This window comes from Streptomyces sp. DSM 41931, from assembly GCF_050271085.1.
Classification (GTDB): Bacteria; Actinomycetota; Actinomycetes; order Streptomycetales; family Streptomycetaceae; genus Streptomyces; species Streptomyces albogriseolus.
This window is the reverse complement of the sequence record NZ_CP189902.1, coordinates 6,360,550-6,381,800: the sequence shown is the minus strand read 5'-3', so window position 1 is coordinate 6,381,800 and position 21,251 is coordinate 6,360,550. Positions and strand designations below refer to the sequence as shown.

The 21,251-nt window shown below is 73.1% G+C and carries 17 protein-coding genes and 1 tRNA gene; 8 read left to right on the top strand and 10 right to left on the bottom strand.

What is annotated here, in order from left to right; genetic code table 11:
- Window positions 1-9: 9 nt before the first annotated feature.
- Both ACP7TJ_RS29190 and ACP7TJ_RS29185 read right to left on the bottom strand, forming a co-directional pair.
- On the bottom strand, window positions 10-3,630 hold the full coding sequence (locus tag ACP7TJ_RS29190) for a SpoIIE family protein phosphatase (protein WP_376724340.1): 3,621 nt from the start codon (window positions 3,628-3,630) through the stop codon (window positions 10-12).
- Between the two features lie 3 nt (window positions 3,631-3,633).
- Window positions 3,634-3,840 carry a hypothetical protein gene (locus tag ACP7TJ_RS29185; protein ID WP_367448306.1) on the bottom strand — a complete coding sequence of 69 codons (207 nt, stop codon included), beginning with the start codon at window positions 3,838-3,840 and terminating at the stop codon, window positions 3,634-3,636.
- A gap of 252 nt (window positions 3,841-4,092) precedes the next feature.
- Between ACP7TJ_RS29185 and ACP7TJ_RS29180 the strand changes: the two genes are divergently transcribed.
- Window positions 4,093-6,312 (top strand): NADP-dependent isocitrate dehydrogenase, encoded by a 2,220-nt coding sequence (locus ACP7TJ_RS29180; RefSeq protein WP_167744473.1) that lies wholly within the window; start codon window positions 4,093-4,095, stop codon window positions 6,310-6,312.
- Window positions 6,313-6,455: 143 nt separating this feature from the next.
- Window positions 6,456-7,247, top strand: coding sequence for an N-formylglutamate amidohydrolase (locus tag ACP7TJ_RS29175; RefSeq protein ID WP_427766523.1), 792 nt, complete (start codon window positions 6,456-6,458; stop codon window positions 7,245-7,247).
- A gap of 85 nt (window positions 7,248-7,332) precedes the next feature.
- Here the strand turns inward: ACP7TJ_RS29175 and ACP7TJ_RS29170 are convergent, their stop codons facing one another.
- Genes ACP7TJ_RS29170 through ACP7TJ_RS29160 form a run of 3 tightly spaced genes read right to left on the bottom strand, consistent with a single transcriptional unit; the run spans window position 7,333 to window position 9,877 of the window.
- Entirely contained in the window at window positions 7,333-7,812 is a 480-nt protein-coding gene (locus ACP7TJ_RS29170) for a hypothetical protein (protein WP_266403063.1), read from the bottom strand.
- Entirely contained in the window at window positions 7,809-8,384 is a 576-nt protein-coding gene (locus ACP7TJ_RS29165; RefSeq protein WP_093767354.1) for an RNA polymerase sigma factor, read from the bottom strand. The genes ACP7TJ_RS29170 and ACP7TJ_RS29165 overlap by 4 nt, the downstream gene beginning before the upstream one ends.
- A gap of 59 nt (window positions 8,385-8,443) precedes the next feature.
- Complete coding sequence (locus ACP7TJ_RS29160; RefSeq protein WP_427766520.1) at window positions 8,444-9,877, bottom strand: S8/S53 family peptidase; 1,434 nt, start codon at window positions 9,875-9,877, stop codon at window positions 8,444-8,446.
- A gap of 127 nt (window positions 9,878-10,004) precedes the next feature.
- Between ACP7TJ_RS29160 and ACP7TJ_RS29155 the strand changes: the two genes are divergently transcribed.
- Window positions 10,005-12,611, top strand: a complete 2,607-nt coding sequence (locus ACP7TJ_RS29155) for a CHAT domain-containing protein (protein ID WP_255303908.1) — start codon at window positions 10,005-10,007, stop codon at window positions 12,609-12,611.
- A gap of 18 nt (window positions 12,612-12,629) precedes the next feature.
- Here ACP7TJ_RS29155 and ACP7TJ_RS29150 read toward each other — a convergent pair whose 3' ends face one another.
- From ACP7TJ_RS29150 to ACP7TJ_RS29140, 3 genes are all read right to left on the bottom strand, one after another.
- The gene (locus tag ACP7TJ_RS29150) at window positions 12,630-13,298 is read right to left on the bottom strand and encodes an MSMEG_1061 family FMN-dependent PPOX-type flavoprotein (RefSeq protein WP_427766516.1); all 669 of its coding nucleotides are present in this window, start codon (window positions 13,296-13,298) and stop codon (window positions 12,630-12,632) included.
- Between the two features lie 46 nt (window positions 13,299-13,344).
- Window positions 13,345-13,824, bottom strand: a complete 480-nt coding sequence (locus tag ACP7TJ_RS29145) for a PPOX class F420-dependent oxidoreductase (protein WP_189909499.1) — start codon at window positions 13,822-13,824, stop codon at window positions 13,345-13,347.
- A gap of 92 nt (window positions 13,825-13,916) precedes the next feature.
- A tRNA-Pro gene (locus ACP7TJ_RS29140) sits at window positions 13,917-13,990 on the bottom strand.
- A gap of 181 nt (window positions 13,991-14,171) precedes the next feature.
- Between ACP7TJ_RS29140 and ACP7TJ_RS29135 the strand changes: the two genes are divergently transcribed.
- Window positions 14,172-15,335, top strand: a complete 1,164-nt coding sequence (locus ACP7TJ_RS29135; protein WP_390920334.1) for a Gfo/Idh/MocA family protein — start codon at window positions 14,172-14,174, stop codon at window positions 15,333-15,335.
- A gap of 12 nt (window positions 15,336-15,347) precedes the next feature.
- On the opposite strand, the gene ACP7TJ_RS29130 is transcribed toward ACP7TJ_RS29135, so the two are convergent.
- Window positions 15,348-15,926, bottom strand: coding sequence for a TMEM175 family protein (locus ACP7TJ_RS29130; RefSeq protein WP_093767349.1), 579 nt, complete (start codon window positions 15,924-15,926; stop codon window positions 15,348-15,350).
- A gap of 93 nt (window positions 15,927-16,019) precedes the next feature.
- On the bottom strand, window positions 16,020-17,054 hold the full coding sequence (locus ACP7TJ_RS29125) for a LacI family DNA-binding transcriptional regulator (protein WP_427766511.1): 1,035 nt from the start codon (window positions 17,052-17,054) through the stop codon (window positions 16,020-16,022).
- A 109-nt stretch (window positions 17,055-17,163) separates the two neighbouring features.
- Here ACP7TJ_RS29125 and ACP7TJ_RS29120 point away from each other — a divergent pair, with 109 nt between their 5' ends.
- From ACP7TJ_RS29120 to ACP7TJ_RS29105, 4 genes are all read left to right on the top strand, one after another.
- Window positions 17,164-18,339 (top strand): phytanoyl-CoA dioxygenase family protein, encoded by a 1,176-nt coding sequence (locus ACP7TJ_RS29120; protein ID WP_093767347.1) that lies wholly within the window; start codon window positions 17,164-17,166, stop codon window positions 18,337-18,339.
- A gap of 33 nt (window positions 18,340-18,372) precedes the next feature.
- Complete coding sequence (locus ACP7TJ_RS29115; RefSeq protein WP_093767346.1) at window positions 18,373-19,149, top strand: SDR family oxidoreductase; 777 nt, start codon at window positions 18,373-18,375, stop codon at window positions 19,147-19,149.
- A gap of 80 nt (window positions 19,150-19,229) precedes the next feature.
- Window positions 19,230-20,234 (top strand): Gfo/Idh/MocA family protein, encoded by a 1,005-nt coding sequence (locus tag ACP7TJ_RS29110; RefSeq protein ID WP_320587785.1) that lies wholly within the window; start codon window positions 19,230-19,232, stop codon window positions 20,232-20,234.
- Window positions 20,231-21,247 carry a Gfo/Idh/MocA family protein gene (locus tag ACP7TJ_RS29105; protein WP_427766506.1) on the top strand — a complete coding sequence of 339 codons (1,017 nt, stop codon included), beginning with the start codon at window positions 20,231-20,233 and terminating at the stop codon, window positions 21,245-21,247. The genes ACP7TJ_RS29110 and ACP7TJ_RS29105 overlap by 4 nt, the downstream gene beginning before the upstream one ends.
- Window positions 21,248-21,251 lie beyond the last annotated feature (4 nt).

The following is a 21,251-nucleotide window of genomic DNA, read 5'->3' as shown; positions in this document are numbered from 1 at the left end:
CGGGGCCGGTCAGCCTCCGGCGGTCCCCGGTGTCGTCTGCTCCGCCCAGATGACCTTGCCCTCCTTGGTGTAGCGGGTCCCCCAGCGCTCGGCGAACTGGGCCACGAGGAAGAGACCCCGTCCGCCCTCGTCCGTGCTCGCCGCGTAGCGCAGATGCGGCGAGGTGCTGCTGTGGTCGGAGACCTCGAAGGTGAGCGCACCGTCGCGGATCAACCGCGCCTTGATCGGCCCTGTGGCGTGGCGCACGGCGTTGGTGATGAGTTCGCTGCAGATCAGCTCCGTGGGGAAGACGAGATCCTCCAGATCCCACTCCATGAGCCGGCCGGAGACGGCAGCGCGTACACGGCGGACGGCGGCGGGGTCGCGCTCCACGTCCCACTCGGCGACCTGTCCCGGCCCCAGCACCCGCGTACGGGCGACGAGCAGGGCGATGTCGTCGCTCCGGGACTCGGGGAGCAGGGCGTCGAGCACGGCGTCGCAGGTCCCCTCGGGCGACGGGTCCGCGCGCGCCAGGGTTTCGCGGAGCAGCCGGAGACCGACGTCGATGTCCAGGGCGCGGCGCTCGACGAGGCCGTCCGTGAACAGGACGAGCCTGCTGCCCTCGGCCAGACTCAATTCGGTGGCCTCGAACGGCAGCCCGCCGATGCCCAGGGGAAGGCAGGGCGCCACGTCCAGGAACTCGACCCTCCCGTCGGGATGGACGAGCGCGGGCGGCGGGTGACCGGCGCTGGCGATGACACAGGTGCCGGACACGGAGTCGTAGACCACGTACAGGCAGGTGGCGCCGGTGACGGTGGTCTCGTCGCCGGCCGTGATCGCGTCCTGGTCGATCAGGGTGACCAACTCGTCTAAATGGCTGAGGAGTTCGTCCGGCGGCAGGTCCAGTGGTGTGGAGAAGTTGTGCACGGCGGTACGCAGCTGCCCCATGGTGGCCGCGGCGTGCAGTCCGTGTCCGACGATGTCGCCCATGACCAGCGCCACCCTGGCGCCCGGCAGCGGGATGACGTCGAACCAGTCGCCGCCGACCGCCTGGGCGGGGAGGTAGCGGGAAGCGACCTCGACGGCGTTCTGTTCGGGCAGCCCGCGGGGCAGCAGTCTGCGCTGCAGCGCGACGGCCAAGCCGTGCTCGCGGGTGTAGCGGCGCGCGTTGTCGACGGAGACGGAGGCCCGGGTGGCCAGTTCGGCCGCGAGGGAGAGATCGTCCTGATCGAAGGGCTCGGGCTTCTCGGAACGCCAGAAGTGGACCATGCCCAGCAGCACGCCGCGGGCGGACAGCGGCGCCGTGATGAGCGAATGGATCCCGAAGTCGATGACGCGGGAGCCCCGCGCGGGGTCCAGGTCCACTTCCCGCCACTGCGTGGACTCACGCAGACGAGGCACCAGGACCGCCACGCCGCTCTCGACGGCGCGGGCCTGGGGGGAGGACGGCGAGAACGTCAGCCGGTCGCCGACGGCGAACAGGGGAGCGTCGTCGCGGATGCCGCTGACGGCCGCGCGCTGCATCCGTTTGATGCCGGTGCCGGTGCCGTCCGGCCCCAGTTCCTCCTCGCGCAGCACGGACTCGGCCAGGTCGACGGCGACGTAGTCGGCGAAGCGCGGAACCGCGACCTGCGCCAGCTCTTCGGCGGTACGGGTCACGTCCAACGTGGTGCCGATGCCGCCGGTCGCGTCGTAGAGCAGCTTCAGCCGCCACCGGACCAGCTCGACCCTCTGCGACGCCTCGCCGATCATCCGCATCACTTCTTCGGTGCCGATCTCCTCCTCTCCGGCGACCGCGGCGACCGCGAGCCGCGCGGACGCGGCGCCCACCGAACCGGCGAGCTGGGCCTCCGCGTGGTGGACCAGCTCCGGCGGCGCCTCGGCTGCCGGCGAGTCGGGTCTCCTTCCGGGGGAGGAGCGCAACACGCGCTGGGCGCCCTCCGGTCCCAGGAAGCGCTCCAGCAGGGCCTGCAGCTCGCCGACCGTGGCACGGACCTGCCGGCGTCGCTCCCCGAAGGGTTCCTCGACGACGCCGACGAACTGCACCGCCTGTGCCCGCTCCGCGGCGCGCGGTGGGTCCGCGAGCGAGACGACGACGTACCCGCCGACGTTCACCAGCGCACTCCAGAACATCGCGTGGCTGACCGGGTCCATCGCCGGCATGCCGAACAGCCGCTCCGGCCGGAGCAGCCCGACGCCGAACGGGCCCTCCTGCAAGAACGAAGCGGACAGCAGCCCGGCATCGGCGAAGGTCGGCAGTACCAGGGTGTACGCCCACACGACGAACCCCGCCACCAGGCCGACCAGCACGCCCCGGCGGGTTCCGCCCTTCCAGAACAGGCCGCCCAGGATGGCGGGCGCGAACTGTGCCACCGCCGCGAACGACACCAGGCCGATCGACACCAGTGCCGTCTCCCCGCCCGCGACCCGGAGGTACCCGTATCCGAGCAGCAGGATCAGCACGATGGCGGCCCGGCGAATGCCCAGCACCAGCCCGGCGAGGTTGTCCCGGCGCGCCAGCCGGGACCTGCCGCGCAGCAGCAGCGGCATCACAAGTGAGTTCGACACCATGGTGCTGAGCGCGATCGTCTCCACGATGACCATGCTGGTGGCCGCGCTCAGGCCGCCGATGAAGACGAACAGCGCGAGTGCCTCCTGGCCTCCGGCCATCGGCAGGGTCAGCACATAGGTGTCGGCGTCGGCCCCCGGCCCGAACCGCAGAAGCCCGCCGGCCGCGATCGGAAGGACGAAGGCACTGATCACGAGCAGATAGAGCGGGAACATCCACAGCACCCGTTTGAGGTGCCTCTCGTCGACGTTCTCGACCACGCCGATCTGCCACTGGCGGGGCAGCAGCACGATCGCCAGCATGGACAGCACCATGAGCCAGACCCAGGACCCGTAGCCGGCCTGCCCGTGCAGTGTGAACAGCGTGGTGTGGCCGGCGTCCGCGGCCCGGGAGAACAGGTCGCCGAACCCCCTGAACATCCAGAAGACCACGAAGATCCCGACGGAGAGGAACGCCGCGAGTTTGACCACGGACTCGAAGGCGATGGCGGCGACCATGCCCTCGTGGCGTTCGGTGGCGTCCAGATGACGGGTGCCGAAGAGGATGGTGAACGCGGCCAGCACCAGCGCCGCGTACAGCCCGGTGTCCTCCAGCACCGGGATGTGGCTCAGTTCCGCGGCGGAGGTGATCCCGGGGTCGCGCCGCAGGGTCGCGAAGGTGAGGGACACCGCCTTGAGCTGCAGTGAGATGTAGGGAATGACCCCCACCACAGCGATGATCGTCACCAGAGCGCCCAGCGCGGTGCTCTTGCCGTAGCGGGCGGAGACGAAGTCGGCCAGGGAGGTGACCCGGTGCCGGCGGCTGATCCGGATGATCCTGCGCAGCACCAGCCAGCCCAGCGCGAGCATGATCGTCGGCCCCAGGTAGATCGGCAGGAAGCCGACTCCGGCCCTGGCGGCCCATCCCACGCTGCCGTAGTACGTCCACGAGGTGGCGTACACGCCGAAGGACAGCGCGTAGACCGTGGCATTGTTGATGATGCTCCGGCCCGAGTCCGCCCGCCGGTCACCGTAGTGGGCCACGGCGAAGAGCAGGCCGAGGTACGCGGCCGAGACGGCGACGATGAACCAGGTCTGGAGCACTGCCTACCTCGATCTGCCGCCGATCAGGGCGATCAGGGCGATAATGATCGCCCACACGAGAAACAGGTAGGCCGCGAGAACGGGGACGCCGAACACCTGGCCCACTCGATCGAACCGCGCCAAGAACGGCGGAATGGTCAGCACGAACCCCAGCACCGCTACCGCCGCCAGGCGCAGACCGAGCTGCTCGTCGCCCCGCGACTCCGCCATGAGCCGCCTCCACATCCTCGATGTCACACGCCGTGACGCACGCCTACACGCTGGTCATGTCACACCGCAGCCTCGACCGACACCGCGGTGACGCGCACTCCGCTCAGTTCAACACGGCACCGGGACGCCCGCGACCTCGCTGAACCGGACCGGGCGCCCGAGCACATGCGGCCCGTGCCCCCTGTCGAACCGCGGGCCGTCACAAGATATCTTGATGTCGAGCAATGTTGCAGACGTGGAGCGGAGCACCCGGTGACTGACTCGACCATCATCTATACGCACACTGACGAGGCCCCGGCCCTGGCGACGTATTCCTTCCTGCCGGTGGTCCAGGCGTACGCCTCGCAGGCGGGTGTCGCCGTGGAGACGCGGGACATCTCGCTCGCCGGGCGCATCATCGCCGTGTTCCCGGAGTACCTCACCGAGGACCAGCGCATCCCGGACGCCCTCGCCGAGCTCGGTGATCTGGCGAAGACGCCCGCGGCGAACATCGTCAAGCTGCCGAACGTCTCGGCGTCGATCCCGCAGCTCAAGGCCGCGATCGCCGAGCTGCAGGGCAAGGGCTACGCGCTGCCGGACTACCCGGACGACCCGAAGACCGACGAGGAGCGGGAGATCCAGGCCCGCTACGACAAGGTCAAGGGCTCGGCCGTGAACCCGGTCCTGCGCGAGGGCAACTCCGACCGTCGCGCCCCCGCCTCGGTGAAGAACTACGCCAAGGCCCACCCGCACCGCATGGGCGCCTGGACCCCCGAGTCCAGGACCAACGTCGCCACGATGGGCCAGGACGACTTCCGCTCCACCGAGAAGTCCGTCGTGATCGCCGAGGACGGCGCGCTGCGCATCGAACTCAAGGGCGACGACGGCTCCACCACCGTGCTGCGCGAGTCGGTGCCCGTCCTCAAGGGCGAGGTCGTCGACGCCTCCGTGATGCGCGTCGCCGCGCTGCGCGAGTTCCTCGCCGCGCAGGTCGCCCGCGCCAAGCAGGAGGGCGTGCTGTTCTCCGTGCACCTCAAGGCCACGATGATGAAGGTCTCCGACCCGATCATCTTCGGCCATGTCGTGCGCAGCTTCTTCCCGAAGACGTTCGCGCGGTACGGCGACAAGCTCGCCGCCGCCGGCCTCACCCCGAACGACGGTCTGGGCGGCATCTACAAGGGCCTGGAGAGCCTGCCCGAGGGCGCCGAGATCAAGGCGTCCTTCGACGCCGAGCTCGCCGAGGGCCCGGACCTGGCGATGGTCGACTCCGACAAGGGCATCACCAACCTGCACGTCCCCTCGGACGTCATCGTGGACGCCTCCATGCCGGCCATGATCCGCACCTCCGGCCACATGTGGGGCCCCGACGGCCAGGAGGCCGACACCCTCGCGGTGCTCCCGGACTCCTCCTACGCCGGCGTCTACCAGGCCGTGATCGACGACTGCCGCGCCAACGGCGCCTACGACCCGTCCACCATGGGCTCGGTCCCGAACGTCGGTCTGATGGCGCAGAAGGCCGAGGAGTACGGCAGCCACGACAAGACCTTCGAGATCCCGGTCACCGGCACCGTCCGCCTGGTCGACCAGAACGGCGACGCCGTCATCGAGCAGGCCGTGTCCGCCGGTGACATCTTCCGCGCCTGCCAGACCAAGGACGCGCCGATCCGCGACTGGGTGAAGCTGGCCGTCACCCGCGCCCGCGCCACCGGCGACCCGGCCGTCTTCTGGCTGGACGAGACCCGCGCGCACGACGCCAACCTGATCGCCAAGGTCGAGCAGTACCTGCCGGAGCACGACACCGAGGGCCTGGACATCCGGATCCTCAACCCGGTCGAGGCGACGAAGCTGTCGGTGGAGCGCATCCGCCGCGGCGAGAACACCATCTCGGTCACCGGCAACGTGCTGCGCGACTACCTGACCGACCTGTTCCCGATCCTGGAGCTGGGCACCAGCGCCAAGATGCTGTCGGTCGTTCCGCTGATGGCGGGCGGCGGCCTCTTCGAGACGGGCGCGGGCGGCTCGGCGCCGAAGCACGTGCAGCAGCTGGTCAAGGAGAACTACCTGCGCTGGGACTCCCTCGGTGAGTTCTTCGCGCTGGTGCCGTCGCTGGAGCACTACGCGACCACCACCGGCAACGGCCGCGCCCAGGTCCTCGCCGACACCCTCGACCGCGCCACGGCGACCTTCCTCAACGAGGACAAGTCCCCGACCCGTCGCCTCGGCGGCATCGACAACCGCGGCAGCCACTTCTACCTGTCCCTGTACTGGGCGCAGGAGCTGGCCGCGCAGACCGAGGACGCGGACCTGGCGAAGGCGTTCGCGCCGCTCGCGGAGGCCCTCGCGGCCAACGAGGCGAAGATCGTCGAGGAGCTGAACTCCGTCCAGGGCAAGCCGGCCGACATCGGCGGCTACTACCAGCCCGACCCGGCGAAGGCCTCCGAGGTCATGCGCCCGTCCACCACGTGGAACGAGCTGCTGGCGTCCCTGAGCTGACCCGGACGCCCCTGCGCTCCGCCCCGGCCGGCGACCTGCCCGGCCGGGGCGGAGGCGTATCCGGGGACCGGCGAGGGACCGTTGTCAGTGGCGTGTGGCACCTTGATCGTCGTACTTCACCGACAGCACCTTCGGAGCAGCGCATGGCTATCGTGCCGCCCTCGTTCGACCTCCTCCCCGGCGACCCCGCCTCCCCCGTGATCCTCCATGTGCCGCACTCGGCACGGGAGATACCGCAGGACGTACGGTCCGCGATCGTCCTGGACGACGCCGCGCTGGAGCGCGAGCTGGACCACATCACCGACGCGCACACCGCGGCGATCGCCGAGGAGGCGGCCCGGGCGGCCGGGGTCACGCCGTGGCGGTTCGTGAACCGGCTGTCGCGGCTGGTCGTGGACCCGGAGCGGTTCCCGGACGAGCGGGAGGAGATGCTGGCCGTCGGGATGGGCGCGGTCTACACGCGGACCACGCACAGGGACGTGCTGCGCCCCGACGGCTTCGACGCGGGCCCGCTGATCGAGCGGTACTTCCACCCGTACGCGCGGGCGATGACGGAGGCGGTGACGGACCGGCTCGCGGCGACGGGCCGGTGCGTGATCGTCGACGTGCACTCCTACCCGGCCGCCCCGCTGCCCTACGAGCTCCACGCGGACGGCCCGCGCCCCGCGGTGTGCCTCGGCACCGACCCCTTCCACACCCCGCCCGCCCTGCTCACCACCGCCCGCGAGGCGTTCGCCCCGTGCGGGGAGACGGGCCTGGACAGCCCGTTCGCCGGCACGTACGTACCGCTGACGTACTACGGCAGGCGGGCGGAGGTGACGGCCCTGATGGTGGAGATCCGCCGGGACACGTACATGACCGAGCCGGGCGGCCCGGCCCACGAGGGCGTGACCCGCCTGGCGTCGGCGCTGGCGGAGCTGATCGAGGGGGTGTGAGGCCACCACGGGCCGCTTCCCGGTGAGGCGTCCCGCCTTCGGGCCCACCGCGACGCGCGCCGGCCGCCTCGGACGGGCGAGTCCGTCAGGTGCGGAGCCACTCCGTCATGACCACCTCGTCGGGTGTGTGCAGCCGCAGGGCGAAGGGGCCCGACGGGGTCACCGCCGCCGTGAAGCGGCCCATGTCGTCGGTCGTGGCCGTGGCGGCCGGGCGGGGGCCCGTGAGGATCTCGACGCGGGCGGGGGCCGGGGGGAGGACCTGGCCGATCAGGCCCTCCTCCGTCACCTCGACGTCCAGCGTCACCTCGCCCGCGCTGAACGTCAGCATGCGCGGGGCGGCCGCCGCGCCCCGCACGGGGATCGCGTCGACGAGCGAGTCGAAGGTCAGCTCGGCGACCCGCGCCTCCAGGTCACGCAGCGCGAACGCGTCGACGGCGCTCTGGAGCAGCGCCGGGGGCACCGGGTCCAGGAGGGACGCGGCCTGTCGCAGCTCCTCCTCCAGCAGTTCCTCGTCGGCGCCGGGGCCCTCGTCGAAACCCGTGCCGTCGCTGATGTCGTCGCTCATGCCGTCCCCCGTCCCTCCAGCCGGGCCCGCAGCCGGCGCAGACAGCGCTGGCGCATCGGCCCGATACTGCCCACCGCGATGTCGAGCGCGGCGGACACCTCCTGATAACTGGGCGGTGGAGAAACGATCAGCACGCGCAGCAACTGCCTGCACCGCTCGCCCAGTTCCTCGAACTCCTGCCACAGTCTCCGCACCCGCTCCCCCTGCGCGGCGGCCTCCTCCGTCTCCAGCAGCGCCTGTTCGGGCGCGCCGTCCTCGCTGACCGTGTCGAGCAGCTGCGGGTCGTCCGTCAGGACCAGCCGCCGCGCCTGGCGGTGCACCTTCAGGCACTCGTGGCGCGCGGTGCTGGCCAGCCAGGAACCCGCCTTCTCCGGCTCCCGGATGCGGTCCAGGTGCTGGGTGAAGCGGAACCAGACGGTCTGATACACCTCGTGGGCGTCGGCGTCGGACAGCCGGTGCGCGCGCACCACGGACCAGACCAGCGGGCCCAGGCCCTCCACGATCGCCTTCCAGGCCGCCGCGTCGCCGTCGACAGCGGACCGGACCAATGCGCCGACTTCCGAACGCTCCACGGTGCCACCCCTCGTGTACGGCACGTCATGGTACGCCGCGGAGGGGATGGTTCCGATCGTCATGGCCGCGCGGTGGGCGCCGGGACGCGCACGGGGCGCCAGGTGGGCGGCAGCAGCGCGGGCTTGTGCGCCCCGCGCACCTCCACGAACGCGTCGGCGGAGTCGAGCAGTTGCCGCCGGGCCGCGCGCGGGTCGCGCTCACCGTGCGCCGCCATGTGCGAGGCGATCATGCCGACCGCGACGGGGGCGGCGAACGAGGTGCCGCTCCACTGGGCGAGCCCTTCGAACATCACCTGGTCCGGCTTGGCGGACCCTCCGTCCTCGCTCAACAGCCCGGTGTGACGCGGGTGGTGGCAGGTGCAGGCGTAGCTGAAGCCGTAGCGGCAGGTGTCGTAGGTGGAGTGCTGGTACACGTACGGCACGGGCGTCCGGAACCCGGTGAGGGCGCTGGTCAGCCGCTCGCCGGGGGCGTACGCCTTCACCCAGCCGCCGTGGTTGCTGAAGCAGGCGCCGGACGCGCCGTCCGCGCGCAGCGCGCCGACCGACAGCACGGCGTCCTCGTAGCCGGGCAGGTCGGCGTAGGCGGCGGGCCAGAAGGGCGTGGCACTGCCGTTGTTGCCCGCGGCGGCGACCAGCAGGGTGCGCTGCCGGCGCAGTTCGCGCATGAAGGCGTCGACGCCGAGGAGGCCGTCGGTGCGGCCGTTCGTCGTGCCGGCGGAGAGACTGAGGACGTCGGGCCAGCCGCCCGCGTCGACGGCGTCGAAGAGTTTCTCGCCGAACTCGTGCTCCAGCACCGCCCCCGCGTCGTTGAGGGTGCCGCTGACGGTGATGCCGGTGTGCGGGGCGACGGCGGCGACCAGTCCGGCGATGAACGTGCCGTGTCCGCAGTACTGCCGGAGGATCCCGTCGTCGTCGCACTCGGCGACCTGGGCGTCCCCCTGGGTGCGGGCGAGCGGCGGGTAGGAGCGGTAGTCGTGCATCAGACCGGTGTCGACGACCAGGACCCGCGCGGCGTCCTCGCCGGGTTCGCCGTCGGTCTCGGAGACGGCCGGGTTGGGCCGGGCGTCCCGCGCAACGGGCACCGGCTCGTCGCCGGGGCAGGCGTTGACGGCGATGTGCACCACGTGGTTGCGGCTGACCACGCGCCGCCCGGCACGGCCCTCCACCGCGGCGAGCGCGCGCAACGCGCCTGCGACGGCCGGGTCGCCCGCGGCGTCGCCCTCGCCGGGGTCGGACACCTGGATGCGGACGACGCCGGAGCGGCTGCCCGCGGGACCGAGGCGGCGGACACGGTCCGGGACGCCGGCGGCGAAGGTCCGGAAGTGCCCGCGCACGGTGTCCTCGACGACCTGCGCCTCCTCCCCCTCTCGGGCGAGGACGACACCCTTCTCGTAGAGGAACTCCCCGGCGTCGTCGGGCCCCATGGCCAGCGGGACGTCGGGCAGGGAGCGCTGGATCTGCCCGAACTGCTCACGGAAGCGCTGAGGTGGCATGGCGTGTCCTCCACTGGGGCGACGGGGGCCTGAGCCGCGGAGCTGTCGTGAAGAAGAGTCCCGGGGCGGTCCACTGATACAGCGCCGTCCCTGTGAGGTGTGGTTGCGGACCACTACCATCGTGGAGGTGACAGCGGGAAGCAACGCGGTGCAGGACCTCCTTCCGCTGGTGTTCGCCGCCCCGAACGAGGCGCTGACGAAGGCCGAGGCCGTACTGCGCCGCCGCCCCACCCCCCTGCACGCCTCCGTCGCCCACCAGGTGATCGGCATCTGGCAGCGGGACTTCGGGGACATGCGGCTCGCCCTGCGTCATCTGCGGCGGGCGCGGAACTGGGCGGCGCGGGCGGGCTCGGCGGACCGGGAGGCGGACGTCCTCGCCACGCTCGGGGTGGCGTTGGTGCATTCGGGGCGCACGCGGCAGGGGCTGGACGCCCTGGGCCGGGGCGTGCGGCGCGGCGCCGGCCACACCCGTGCCCGGGTGCTGTTCCGGCGGGCGTACGCGTGGTGGGTGCTGGGCCATCACAAGGAGGCCCTGGAGGACGTACGGCGGGCCGTTCCGGTGCTGCGGCAGGCCGGGGACGTGATCTGGACGGCGCGGGCGCTGACGCTGCGGGCGACGGTGCATCTGGCGCTGGGCGCGGTGGAGCGGGCGGAGGCGGACTTCGCGTCGGCGGAGGATCTGTGGGCGGTCACGGACCAGGAGCACGACAAGGCGGACGCGGTGGAGAGCCGCGGTCTTGCCGCGTTCCGCTCCGGTGACGTCCCGGCGGCGCTGCGGCTGCTGGACGAGGCGGAGGAGCGGTACGCCAAGCTGGGCACGCCGACGTTCATGCTGAGCATCCGGCGCTGCGAGGTGCTGATGGCCGCCGGTCTGGCGGCGGAGGCGCTGGCCGAGACGGACACGGCGATCGCCGAACTGGACTCCATCGGCGGGCAGTCGACGCGCAAGGCGGAGCTGCTGCTGGCGGCCGCGCGGGCCGCCCGGCAGGCCGACGACCCGGCGACGGCCATGGCGCGGGCCGGACTCGCCGTGCGGCTGTTCGCGGGCCAGCGGCGCACCTGGTGGGAGGCGCACGCCCGGCTGGTGCTGATCGGGGCCCGGCACGCGGCGGGGAAGGGCTCGGGACGGCTGGTCGCGGACGCCGCGGCGGTGGCGGAGCGACTGGTGGAGCTCGGCGCGCCGGCCGCCCCGGAGGCGTACCTGCTGGCCGGGCGGATCGCGCTGGACCTGGGCCGGACGGCGGACGCCGAGCCGTATCTGGCGGTGGCCGCGCGCAGCCGGCACAACGGGCCGCCGCTCGCGCGGATGACGGGCTGGGCGGCGCAGGCGCTGCGCGCGCGGGCGGCCGGTTCCACGCGGGGCGTGCTGGAGGCCTGCCGGCGCGGGCTCGACGTGCTGGACGACCACCGGATGACGCTGGGCGCGTCCGAGCTGCGGGCGCGGGCCACCGCGCAGGGCGCGGAACTGGCGGCGCTGGCGCAGCGGGCCGCCCTGCGGTCGGGCGGGCCGCGGCGGCTGCTGGTGTGGAGCGAGCGCTGGCGGGCCACGGTGCTGTCCGCGCCGCCGACCCGGCCGCCCGCCGACCCGGAGCTGCTGAGCCACATGACCGCCTACCGGGAGATCGCCGCCCGCGCCGAGGAGACCCGGATGGAGGGCAGGCCGATGCCGGCCCTGGAGCGTGAGCAGCGCCGCCTGGAACGGGCGATCCGCTCCCGCACCCTGCACATGCGGGGCGAGGCGCACGGCGACGACGCCCGCTTCGACGTGGACCGCCTGCTGGAGCGACTGGGCGACCGCGTACGGCTGGTGGAGCTGGCGGTGGTCGACGGGCGGGTGCAGGTGCTGCTGTGCGGGCAGGGCCGGGTGCGCCGGTTCGAGGCGGGGTGGCTGGCGGCGGCCGAGACGGAGGCCGAGCATGTGCAGGCCGGGCTGCGGCGGCTGGCCCATCCGGGGGCGCAGGCGCGGCTGCCGGTGGTGGAGGCGGCGGGCCGCCGTCTGGAGGAGCTGCTGCTGGGGCCCGCCGCGGCTCACCTGGGCGAAGGGCCGGTGGTGATCGTGCCGCCGGGGCGGCTGCACCGGGTGCCGTGGGCGCTGCTGCCGTCGCTGCGGGAACGCGTCGTCAGTGTGTCGCCGTCGGCGAGCAGCTGGCTGCGCGCGCGGGAGACGCGGCCGCCGCGGGGCGGACGCAAGGTGCTGGTGCGCGGGCCGGGTCTGGCCACGGGGGGCGCGGAGGTGACCCGGCTGGCCGCACGCCACGGCGGCGCGACGGTGCTGGAGCACGGGGACGCGTCGGTGCCGCGGGTGCTCGCGGAGCTGGACGGGGCCGGGCTGGCGCACATCGCGGCGCACGGCACGTTCCGCACGGACGGCCCGATGTTCTCCTCCCTGCGGATGGCCGACGGCCCGCTGATCGTGCACGACTTCGAGCGGCTCGGCCGCAGCCCGTACCGCATCATCCTGTCCTGCTGCGACACGGCCCGCTTCGCCACGGTCGGCGCGGACGAACTCCTCGGCCTGGTCACGGCGTTGCTGCCGCTGGGCACAGCGGGAGTGGTGGCGTGCAGCGCCCCGGTCAACGACGCGGCGGTGGTCCCCCTGATGCTCGCCCTGCACGAGGGCCTGGCCGCGGGCCTCCCTCTTCCGGAGGCGCTCCGGGACGCCCGGGCGGCTCTCCCCGCCGATCCGCTGCACCGGGCCACGGGCTGGTCCTTCACCGCGTTCGGGGCGGCGTGAGGACGGCCCCGCTCGCGCTCACTCGTAGCGCGAGCGCAGCGACTCCCGCTCCGCCTCTACGATCTGCTCGACCGTCAGGCCCGGCAGGTTCAGCTGGGCCAGCGTCACCTGGGCGCTGCTCGGCTGGGCGTCGGCGGGCACCCAGTTCTCCGGCTTCCAGGCGTTGCCGCGCAACAGTGACTTGGGGCAGTGCGGGTAGGCCTGTTCGACCCGCACCACGATCGCCGAGACCGGCGGCTTACCCACCGGGGTGAGCCGGCCGAGCAGTTCCGGGCGGGCCGAGACGACGGCGCGGCCGTTGACGCGGAGCGTGGTCGTGCGGCCGGGGATGACGAACAGCAGGCCGACCCGCCCGGTCTCCACCACGTTCCGCAGCGTGTCGAGCCGCTTGTTGCCCGTCGCGTCGGGGATCGCCAGTGTCCGGTCGTCCAGCACCGCGACGAACCCGGGCGGGCCGCCGCGCGGAGTCACGTCCGCCCGGCCCTCGGCGTCCGCGCTGCCGACGAACACCAGCGAGGCGCAGCCGATCAACGCCCGGGTCTCGTCGGTGAGGTGGTCGATCTCCTTGCGGCGCGCGTTCCCGTTCGGCTCCGGGTACAGCTCGCGCAGCTGTTCCGTGCTGGTGAGGGCGTCCGCCCGCAGGTCGTCGAAGAGCAGGCCGGGGGTGGTCCCGGTGTCGGTCGTCATGCGGACGACCCTAGAAGACGACCTCCGTCCCGCGCAGGGCTGTGCGTCACTCGGCCCCGGACTCGTCCGGACCGCCGACGTCGAGCGCCGTCCCGTACAGCCGGGTCACCTTCAGCCGGACGACCAACCGCCGTTCGTCGACGAGCTGTCGCAGGAACGCCGCTTCGTCGTCGGGGCGGGCGAAGCGGGACGCGATGCCGAGCAGCTCCCGGCCGACCGCGTCGCCGGGGACCGTCGTGACGTCCGACAGCTCGGCCTCCCCCTCGGCGACCGCGAACGACCAGACGTCACTGCCCTGGACGTGCAGCGCCGCGTGCGGGTCGCGGCGCAGGTGGGCGACCTTGACCCGGTCGGCCGTCGTGGAGAACCGCAGCACGCGGGCGTCGGCGTCCCAGGCGTACGCCATCGTGCTCAGGTGGGGGTGGCCGCTGCGCTTGACGGTGGCGAGCGTGCCGAACCGCTGGGCCGCGAGCAGGTGCGAGAGGGCTTCGTCGGGGAGGGGGCGTGGTCCCGGTCGTGTGGTCATGTCCCGCGCAACACCCGTCACCCGCCGCTCGATTCCCCGCGGATGCGTCAGGGGGCCCGCCGGTGGTCGGCGGGCCCCCTGTTCTCGCATCGTCGGGACGACAGGATTTGAACCTGCGACCCCTTGACCCCCAGTCAAGTGCGCTACCAAGCTGCGCCACGTCCCGATGCGGCTCCCGCGGCGAACCGCGTGATCTCGCAGGTCAACCCTACCGCATGCGGAGAGGCGGGTGAGCCGGGTCCGCGGGCGGGGAAGCCTGGCAATTGTCCTGTCAAATGGTTGACAGGACACCGCACCGGGCCCGAAGGTGGGCGGGCAGGACAGGACCCGGCCGGAGAGAGGCAGTCATGGTGGATGCGCTGGGCGTCGCCGTCGTCGGATTCGGCTGGATGGGGCGGGTGCACACCCAGGCCTACGCGCGGGTGGCGCACCACTTCCCCGGGCTGCCGCTGCGCCCGGAGCTGGTCACCGTCGCCGAGGAGGTGCCGGGGCGGGCGGAGGAGGCCGCCGCGCAGTTCGGGTTCGCCTCGACGACCCGCGACTGGCGTGACGTGGCCGCCGATCCCCGGGTGCGCGCGGTCAGCATCACCGCGCCGAACTTCCTGCACCGCGAGATCGGCGTGGCCATGGCCGAGGCCGGCAAGCACATCTGGATCGAGAAGCCGGTCGGGCTGACCGCGGAGGACGCCCGGGCGGTCGCGGACGCGGTCGCCACGGCCGGTGTCCAGGGCGCCGTCGGCTTCAACTACCGCAACGCGCCCGCGGTGGAGGCCGCCCGCGAGCTGATCGCCTCCGGCGGGATCGGCAGGGTCACGCACGCCCGCGTCCGGCTGTTCAGCGACTACGCGGCCCATCCCGAGTCCGCGCTGACCTGGCGCTACGAGCGGGAGCGCGGCGGCAGCGGCGTGCTGGGCGACCTGGCCTCGCACGGCGCCGACCTGGCCCGCTTCCTGCTGGGCGACATCGCCTCGCTGACCGCCGACACGGCCATCTTCCTGCCCGAACGGACCCGCCCGGCCGGCGCCACGGCCGGCCACTCCCGCGCCACGGGCGGCGAACTGGGCGCGGTGGAGAACGAGGACTACGTGAGCTGTCTGCTGCGGTTCGCGTCCGGCGCGCGAGGCGTGCTGGAGGCCTGCCGGGTCTCCGTGGGCGAGCAGAACAACTACGGCTTCGAGGTGCACGGCACCCAGGGGGCGGTGTTCTGGGACTTCCGCCGGATGAACGAACTGGGCGTCAGCCGGGGCACCGGCTACCAGGACCAGCCGGTGAGCACGGTGTACGTCGGGCCGGGCGACGGCGAGTTCGGCGCGTTCCAGCCGGGCGCGGCCAACGCCATGGGCTACGACGACCTGAAGGTGATCGAGGCGTACCGCTTCCTGCGGTCGGTCGCCGAGGGCGTCCCGTACGGCGCCACCCTCGCGGACGCGGTGCGCGGCGCGACGGTGCTGGACGCGATGGTGCGGTCGGCGCGGGACCGGGCGTGGGTGACGGTGGACGCGCCCGCGTGACGCGCCGTGCTCTCACCCGGCCTCCGCCGCGTGCTCCTTCCGCCCCAGCCACACCTTGACCGGCACCAGTGCCAGCCACGACCACGTGGCGGCCGGCCCCACCAGCAGGGCCAGGGGAATGCTCACCACGAACACCGCGACCGTGGCCGCGAGGTCGACGGCGTAGAGGAACTCGTTCCGCAGGGGTTCGGCGTCGCCGTGCAGCCAGGGCCGGCGGGCGACGACGACGGCGAGGGCGAGGTGGACGGCGCCGAGGGAGGCCACGGCCGCCGCGTAGATGACGACGGCGGTGCGCTCGTCGCCGTACTCGGACACGAGGGCGGTGGGGAACGGCAGCAGCGCGGCGAGGCCCAGGCCGAGGACGGTCAGCCGGATCACGTCGGCGTCCACCAGCCGCACCCGGTGGAAGATCGCCCGGTGGTCGCGCCAGAAGCCGGCCAGCACGGCGAGGCTGATCGCGTAGGCGCCCAGGTTGGGCAGCACGTCGCCGAGCGCTTCGTGGAACTCCTCGGAATCCAGCCCCTGCGGTACCTGGATGTCGAGGACCAGCAGGGTGATGGCGATGGCGAAGACGCCGTCGGACAGCGCCACCAGCCGGTCGGGCCCGCCTTCCGTGGTCGGTTTCCTCATGCGCACGACGGTAGGCACGGCAGCCCCGGTTCAGGGCGCTCCACGCCAGGCGGTTCACCCGGCCACGGCGGGGGCGGGCATGTTGTAGGGCGTGACCACCTGGATCGCGGACGGCAGGGTGGGCCCGGCGGGCGGCAGCGCGCCGTGCGCGCGCATCACCGTGTGGCAGGCCTCGCGCAGGTCGTGGCGCAGGTCGTGGTGGAGGACGGCGGACAGCCGGTGCTCGCGCAGCAGCCGGGTGTTGTCGTGGTCGAGGTCGTGGGCGATGAACACGGCGCACTCGCGTCCGGCGTCCTCGAAGGCGCGCAGGGTGGCGATGTTGCCGCCGCCGATCGAGTAGACCGCGCGGATCTCCGGGTCGCGTTCCAGGGCGGCGCGGACCAGGTCGTACTGAGTGGCGTCCAGGCCCTGGCCCTCGGCGATCTCGACGAGGGTGCGCCCGGGGTGGCGGGCGCGCATGGTGCTGCGGAAGCCCATCTCGCGCTCCTCCTCGTTGCGGAAGAAGCCGCTGGAGAGGCTGGTGAGGACGTTGCCGGGACGGTCGCCGAGCCACTGGCCCATGAGGTAGGCGGCGGTGGCGCCGGCCGCGCGGTTGTCGCTGCCGACGTGGCCGATCCGGGCGCTGACCGGCAGGTCCGTCACCAGGGTCACGACCGGGATGCCGGCCGCGGCGAGCCGGCCGACGGCGGCGGTGATCTCCGGGACGTCGGGGGCCTTGAGGAGCACGCCCTGCGAGCCGCGGCGGGCGATCCGGTCGAGGACGGCGACCAGTTCGTCCGCCGGGCCGGTCTCCCGGAAGTGGAAGCGGGAGCGCACCACCGCCGGGTGCAGGGAGGGCAGTTCGGCCTCCAGGGCGGCGCGGACGGCCGTGGAGAAGCGCTCCGGGGACTGCATGACGATGTCCACCATGAACGTCCGGCCGACCAGGCGGACCTGGGTGCGCTGCCGGTCCAGGTCGGCGATGGCCCGGTGCACCTCGCGTGCGGTGCTCTCCCGCACCCCGCCGCGGCCGTTGAGGACCCGGTCCACGGTGGCCTCGCTCAGTCCGGCCTGACGTGCGATTTCGCGGATCGGGAAGGGGTGCCCCATGCGCCTGCTCCTGAGGGGTTTTTGATGGGTTCCTGATGGTGGTGCGAGGGGTTTGTTCTGACAAGAATGACATCACCCGCGTCGCTCCGTGACCCGAAGGGACGACTCCATGTCCGCATCGCCTTCCGTGCAGACCCCCGCGCCGGCCGCCTGGCTGTCGGAGCGGGACTGCGACCTGGACGCCTTCCGCGCCCTGGTCGAGCAGTCGACCGACGCCTCCGCCCACCCGCTGGCCTCCGCCGTCGAGCGGAACGTGCTGCTCTACGACGCCGAGCGGCTCGCGCTCGCGGACCGCCGCACCGCGCAGGCCGAGCTGGTCCGCGCCCTCACCGACGGCCCGGGGATCGTGGTGATCCGCGGAGCCTTCTCCGACCCCTCGGTGGTGGACCGGACCACGGCGGTGTTCGACGCCCTGATCGCCCAGCAGCGCGCCGCGGGCGCCACCGCCGGCGACCACTTCGCCGCGCCGGGCGCCAACGACCGGGTGTGGAACGCGCTGGAGAAGGCCGCGCTGCACGACCCGGAGGCGTTCGCCGACTACTACGCGAACGACATGGTCGCCCTGGTGTCCACGGCCTGGCTGGGCCCCGGCTACCAGGTGACCTCCCAGGTCAACGTGGTCAACCCGGGCGGCGCGGCGCAGACCGTGCACCGCGACTACCACCTGGGCTTCCTGTCGGACGAGACGGCCGCCGGCTACCCGGCGCACGTGCACCGCCTCTCCCCCGTGCTCACCCTCCAGGGCGCCGTGGCGCACTGCGACATGCCCGTGGAGTCCGGACCGACCATGTATCTGCCGCACTCGCAGAAGTTCGAGGCGGGCTACCTCGCCTGGCGACTGCCGGAGTTCCGGGCGTACTTCGAGGAGCACCACGTCCAGCTGCCGCTGGGCAAGGGCGACGCGGTGTTCTTCAACCCGGCGCTGTTCCACGCCGCCGGGGCCAACCGTTCGGCGGACATCCGGCGCGCGGCCAACCTGCTCCAGGTGTCGTCCGCGTTCGGGCGGGCCATGGAGACCGTGGACCGCGAGGCGGTGGTGGGCGCCGTCTACCCGGTGCTGCTGGCCCGCAAGGCCGAGGGCGCCTCCGAGCAGTGGCTGGAGAACGTGATCGCGGCGAGCGCGGAGGGCTATCCGTTCCCCACCAACCTGGACAACGACCCGCCGGTCGACGGTCTCGCCCCGCCCTCCCAGGCCGACGTGGTGCGCCGCGCGCTGCGCGAGGGATGGACCCCGCGAGCCCTGCGCGACGCGCTGCGGGCCGGCGCCGCCCGGCGCGCGAGCTGAACCGAAAGCCCGACAAGGATCCGGAAGGACGTCATGGGACTTCTCGACGACAAGGTCGTCCTCGTCAACGGCGGCAGCCAGGGTGTGGGCGCCGCCGTCGCACGGGCCGCGGTGCGCGAGGGCGCGGTCGTGGCGGTCGGCGGCCGCCGCCCTGAGCCGGGTGAGGCGCTGGTCGCCGAACTGGCCGGGCAGGGCGGCAAAGCCATGTTCGTACGGGCCGACCTGGCCGACCCCGGCCAGGCCAAGGACTCCGTCGCCCAGGTCGTGCGGGCGTACGGGCGGATCGACTGCCTGGTGAACTCCGCGGGACTGACCTCGCGCGGCACGCTCCTGGACACCACGCCCGAGCTGTTCGACCAGCACATCGCGATCAATCTGAAGGCGCCGTTCTTCGCCATGCAGGCGGCGGTGGCGGACATGGTGCGGCGCGCCGAGCCCGGCACGATCGTCAACGTCATCACGTCGTCGGCGCACGGCGGACAGCCGTTCCTCGCCCCGTACGTCGCCGCCAAGGCGGGTCTCATGGGCCTGACCCGCAACGCGGCGCACGCCCACCGGTGGGACCGCATCCGGATCAACGGCCTGAACATCGGCTGGACCGCCACCGAGGGCGAGGACGCCACGCAGCGCGCCTTCCACGGCGCCGGCGACGACTGGCGGGAGCAGGCCGCCGCGCGGCTACCGATGGGCAAGCTCGGCCAGCCGGACGAGATCGCCGACTTCGTGGTCCTGCTGCTCTCCGACCGGTCCGGGGTGGTCACCGGGTCCGTCATCGACTGGGACCAGAACGTCCTCGGCGGCCTCGACTGACCCTCCCCCGTCCCCGCCCGCACCGACCGACCGCACCACCGGCACCACCGGCACCGCCCGCACCCAAGGAGCACCGCCTCATGCGCATCGGAATCCTCGGCCTCGGCCGCATCGGCGCCTTCCACGCCGAGACCCTGTCCGGGCTCGACGCCGTCGAGTCCCTCGTCGTCTCCGACCCGTTCGGGGACGCGGCGAAGGCCGCCGCCGAGCGCTTCGGCGCGCAGGTCGCGGACTCCCCCGAGGCGGTGCTCGCGGCCGGTGTGGACGGCGTGGTCGTCGCCGCCGCGACCGACGCCCACCCGGGGCTGATCACGGCGTGCGTGGAGGCGGGCGTGCCCGTGTTCTGCGAGAAGCCCGTGGCCCGCACCATGGCCGAGGGCGTCGAGGTGCTGAAGGCCGTCGCGGGCCGTGACGTGCCCGTGCAGATCGGCTACAACCGGCGCTTCGACGCCGGCTTCGTCGCCGCCCGCGCCGCCGTCCGGTCGGGCGAGCTGGGCACGCTGCACACCGTGCGGTCGACGACGCTGGACCCGGCGCCGCCGCCCGCCGCGTACATCGCCGCGTCCGGGGGCATCTTCCGGGACTGTTCGGTGCACGACTTCGACATCATCCGCTGGGTGACCGGCCGGGAGGTGACCGAGGTGTACGCGGTCGGCGGCAACCGGGGCGCCGACTTCATCAAGGAGGCGGGCGACGCCGACACCACGGGAGCGATCCTCACCCTGGACGACGGCACCCTCGCGGTGGTCTCCAACAGCCGCCACAACGCCCGGGGTTACGACGTACGCATGGAGATCCACGGCTTCACCGACTCCATCGCGGTGGGCCTGGAGGACAAGCTGCCGCTGCGCTCGGTCGAACCCGGCGTCACATTCCCCGCGGGTGTGCCGCACGACTTCTTCATGGACCGCTTCACCGACGCCTACCGTGCCGAACTCCTCGCCTTCACCGAGGTGGTGGCGGGTGCCCGCCCGTCGCCGTGCACGATCGAGGACGCCCTGGAGGCCGGCTGGATCGCCGAGGCGTGCACACTGTCGCTGCACGAGCACCGTCCCGTCACCCTCGAGGAGGTACGGCAGGCATGAGCGAGTCCGCTCCGCAGCCGCTGCGCATCGGAATCCTGGGGGCCGCGCGGATCACCGAGCGCGCCCTCATCGCCCCGGCCCGGTCCTGCGGGCACCGTCTGGTCGCGGTGGCCGCCCGTGACCGGTCCCGCGCCGAGGACTTCGCCGCCGCGCACGGTGTGGAGCGGACCCACGGCTCGTACGCCGAGCTGCTCGCCGACCCCGAGGTCGAGGTGGTCTACAACCCGCTCGCCAACGGGCTGCACGGCCCGTGGAACCTGGCCGCGCTGGCGGCGGGCAAGCATGTGCTGACGGAGAAGCCGTCGGCGAGCAACGCCGCGGAGGCCCGGGAGGTGCGGGAGGCGGCGACGACGTCCGGCACGGTCTTCATGGAGGCGTTCCACTATCTCTTCCACCCGGTCACCCGGCGGCTGCACGAACTGCTGGCCTCCGGTGAACTCGGCGAACTGCGGCACGCGGAGGCTCTGGTGGCGATCCCGGCCCCGGAGGACGGCGACCCCCGCTGGTCGCTGCCGCTGGCCGGCGGCGCCCTGATGGACCTCGGCTGCTACGGCCTGCACGCGCTGCGGATGCTCGCCCCGTGGGCGGGCGGCGCACCCCGCCCGGTCGCGGCGCGGGCGGGTGAGCGGGCGGGCGCGCCGGGCGTGGACGAGTGGCTGGACGCCGACCTCGCGTTCCCGGGCGGCGCCACGGGCACGGCCCGCTGCCACATGGCGTACGGCCGGCTGGAGATGAGCCTGCGGATCGTCGGCAGCCGGGGCGAGGCGACGGCGCCGAACTTCGTGCTGCCGCAGCTGGACGACCGGGTCGTGGTGCGCACCGCCGACGGCGAGCGCACGGAACACCTGGGCACCCGCTCGTCGTACCACTACCAGCTGGAGGCGTTCGCCGAGCGGGTGCGCGGGGGCACGTCTCTTCCTCTCGGCCCGGACGACGCGCTGGAGACGATGCGGGTGATCGACGCGTGCTACGCGGCCGCGGGGCTGCCCCCGCGGCCTCGCACCGCCCTCTGATTCA